The sequence below is a fragment of the Kriegella aquimaris genome (assembly GCF_900103215.1).
GTDB classification, from domain to species: Bacteria; Bacteroidota; Bacteroidia; order Flavobacteriales; family Flavobacteriaceae; genus Kriegella; species Kriegella aquimaris.
Window position 1 is genome coordinate 1 of the sequence record NZ_FNGV01000034.1, and the last position, 2,773, is coordinate 2,773.

At 34.2% G+C, this 2,773-nt stretch carries 4 protein-coding genes; all 4 read right to left on the bottom strand.

The features are described 5' to 3' along the window. Positions 1 to 204 precede the first annotated feature (204 nt). Genes BLS33_RS24475 through BLS33_RS24490 form a run of 4 tightly spaced genes read right to left on the bottom strand, consistent with a single transcriptional unit; the run spans position 205 to position 2,513 of the window. A complete protein-coding gene (locus BLS33_RS24475; RefSeq protein ID WP_089895960.1) occupies positions 205 to 741 on the bottom strand; it encodes an NADPH-dependent FMN reductase in 537 nt (178 codons plus the stop codon). Continuing rightward, the gene (locus BLS33_RS24480) at positions 741 to 1,199 is read right to left on the bottom strand and encodes a DoxX family protein (RefSeq protein WP_089895963.1); all 459 of its coding nucleotides are present in this window, start codon (positions 1,197 to 1,199) and stop codon (positions 741 to 743) included. The genes BLS33_RS24475 and BLS33_RS24480 overlap by 1 nt, the downstream gene beginning before the upstream one ends. A 22-nt stretch (positions 1,200 to 1,221) precedes the next feature. After that, positions 1,222 to 1,866, bottom strand: coding sequence for a hypothetical protein (locus BLS33_RS24485; protein ID WP_089895965.1), 645 nt, complete (start codon positions 1,864 to 1,866; stop codon positions 1,222 to 1,224). 53 nt (positions 1,867 to 1,919) lie between these two features. Beyond that, a complete protein-coding gene (locus tag BLS33_RS24490) occupies positions 1,920 to 2,513 on the bottom strand; it encodes a Crp/Fnr family transcriptional regulator (protein ID WP_089895967.1) in 594 nt (197 codons plus the stop codon). Positions 2,514 to 2,773: the final 260 nt, after the last annotated feature.

Sequence of the window (2,773 nt, forward strand, 5' to 3'; positions counted from 1 at the left end):
GGTCAAGAGCGGGGCAGGCCGACTTGGCTTAATGGCATTTGTGGAAAACTCCTTTGAATGCCTGTTCAGCGCCTTTACAAGGCACCAAAAACTGGCTTCCCATTTATGACCTGACACGAAAAAAGCCTCTTAAAGAGGCTTGAATGGATCCGTGTTTTCTGAACTAACGGCTTGTACAACGGTTACTTTGTTTGCAATAGTTCATTAATTATTTAAATGCTGTTCAAAGAGCATAATTTTTTTGTTTAATTCTTCTTTCAATTCATTATCAGAAATTGCATCTTCTGAAAAATTATCGTAGAAATTTGGTAACGAGAAATCTGACGCTACTTTAGCTCCAAGAAATGGGAAATAGGCTTTTGCAGACTGTAAGACAGTTGTGCCGCCTCTACGGCCTGGTGAAGCAGCCATTAAAAGCATTGACTTTCCTCTCCATATTTTCATGTTTACTCGAGACAACCAGTCTATTATATTTTTAAATGCCGTCGTGTAAGTCCCATTGTGTTCTGCTAACGCAATTATAAACCCATCAGCCTTATCAAACAACTCGTCTAGTCTTTTAATAGCGGTAGGTATGCCATTTTCGGCTTCAAAATCAACCCCATATATTGGTAAAACATAATCGTTTAAGTCGATTGAAATAATTTCCACGTTTTCTAATAAACTAATTGTATGGGACAGTAAACTTTTGTTGATAGATTTTTGACTGTTACTCCCTGCTATTGTGATTATTTTTTTCATTAGTACTGTTTTTTAGAAATTAAATTATCAATTGACCATTTTCCACTACCATTAACTATTATGCCTGACGCAAGACCGATAATTAGAAGAGAATATTCGTAACCTTCACCTGCTTGATTACCAAACCAATTCATGAAAAAGCCATGCTCTAACTGTGTCGTATAAATGATGCCTATGAACATTCCTGTGAGTGCTAATGCCCAAAATCTACTGAAAAGTCCTAGAATTAGTGAGATAGAACCAAAAAATTCTATCATTATTATTGAGAATGATACAAAGCTTGGTAATCCCATCTGAGTTGTAAATGTTTCCATAGTTGCCGTATAACCATAACCACCAAAGAGGCCTAGTAATTTCTGTGCACCATGCGGAAACATTACTAAACCAAGTGTTAATCGTGCAATGCTGAATCCAATATTTGGATGGGTTTTTAAAAGTTTTTGTACTAAATGTTTCATAATGTTTAAGATTTAAAATTGTCTATAAAGTTTTTCGGTAATACACACCGAAAGATGATTTTTCTATTGGGACAGGGCCATACTGGTCAAAGTCCAAACCAAAACCGAACTGATGTCCCGCGAATGATACGCCAGCTCTTAATTGCTGAAAACTCCTGGAATGTGTTTTAAATTCATCCCATACGGTTAAAAACTGTCCGTTTAACCAAAGAGAAACTTTATCATTTATTGGCATATTAAACTGAAACTGCGCAAATGTTTCGGCATAGCTGGCATCCTTTTGCTCAGAATATGCTACCGTAGGAATAATAATCAATAATAATCGTGAATTTTTTACTGTGAACTTTGCTGACAAACGTTCTGAATACCCAGAAAAACTGTTGTAATATAAAGATGGACCAATTGAAATATGCTCATTAATATTCCAAAATACCGTTGGTTGTACACCTGCCTCATCAAAGACTTGGTTTTCTTCGTCCCTAAATTTTTGAAAGAAAGCTAGTGTGTTAACGCTGAGCGTTTTACTCTTATTAATTGTATAGCTAGAAAATAATGTAAAATCTGTTTTATCAAAACTAGAAAACAGTTCTACTTGTGTAAATTGAGCTTGCAAATAGTTAGCAAGTCCGATAGTTAGAAAAGATGTAATGAGTATTATTTTTTTCATGCTTCAAAATTCCCATAGAAGCACATGAAAAAAAATGAACTAGTTTAAGACTTTTACATTCTGTTGACCTTAGAAATAATTTTACTCATAAATTCTGGTGTAATGCCAATATAACCCGCTAGGTCTTTTTGGGTAATTCTATTGACAATTTTTGGATATTTCTTTTTGAACTCAATATATCTTTCCTCAGCGGTTAAGGACATGCCATGGTTGGAACGTTGTATATAACTTATAAGTGACCTTTGATATAGGATGCGATAAAACTTTTCGAATTTTGGTATTTCCTGAAAAAGTAAATGATAATTAGTCCTAGATATGCCTAGTAATTCTGAATGCTCTGTAGCCTTAATAAAATAACGTGTTGGTTCTTTGGTCATAAAACTAGCCATATCACCAGTCCAATAACCCTCTACCGCAAACATTGATATGTGCTGTGCACCATCTTCATCTAATGTATAAACCTTTAAGCAACCCTTTGTTATAAAATATTCGTATTTAGTAACATCATTAGCCTGCATTAAAAATGCCTTCTTTTTTACTTTTATTTCAGTTAGTAAAGAGAGGTATTTTTGCTTTTCTAACTTGGTTAAATCAATAAACCTTTCGATATTATTAAGTATTAGAGTATGTGATTCTTTATAGTACAATTCATGCTTATTTTGAGTTGGTTACCTTTTTTTATTATCTATTTTTTGTAATTATTGTCTACTCTCGGGCTATGATACGTTGCATCCCCTAGGATGCTATGATTTCATATACTTGGTTGTACGTAGTATTTATTCATTCAATTGATTCACAAATGCATGAAGCAAGTTCACGTATATACGCTGACCTTTCTTGAAACTCTCAATACGCATATATTCATTGTCAGCATGAAAATTTTCGTCACTCCTTTGGAAGCCTACGG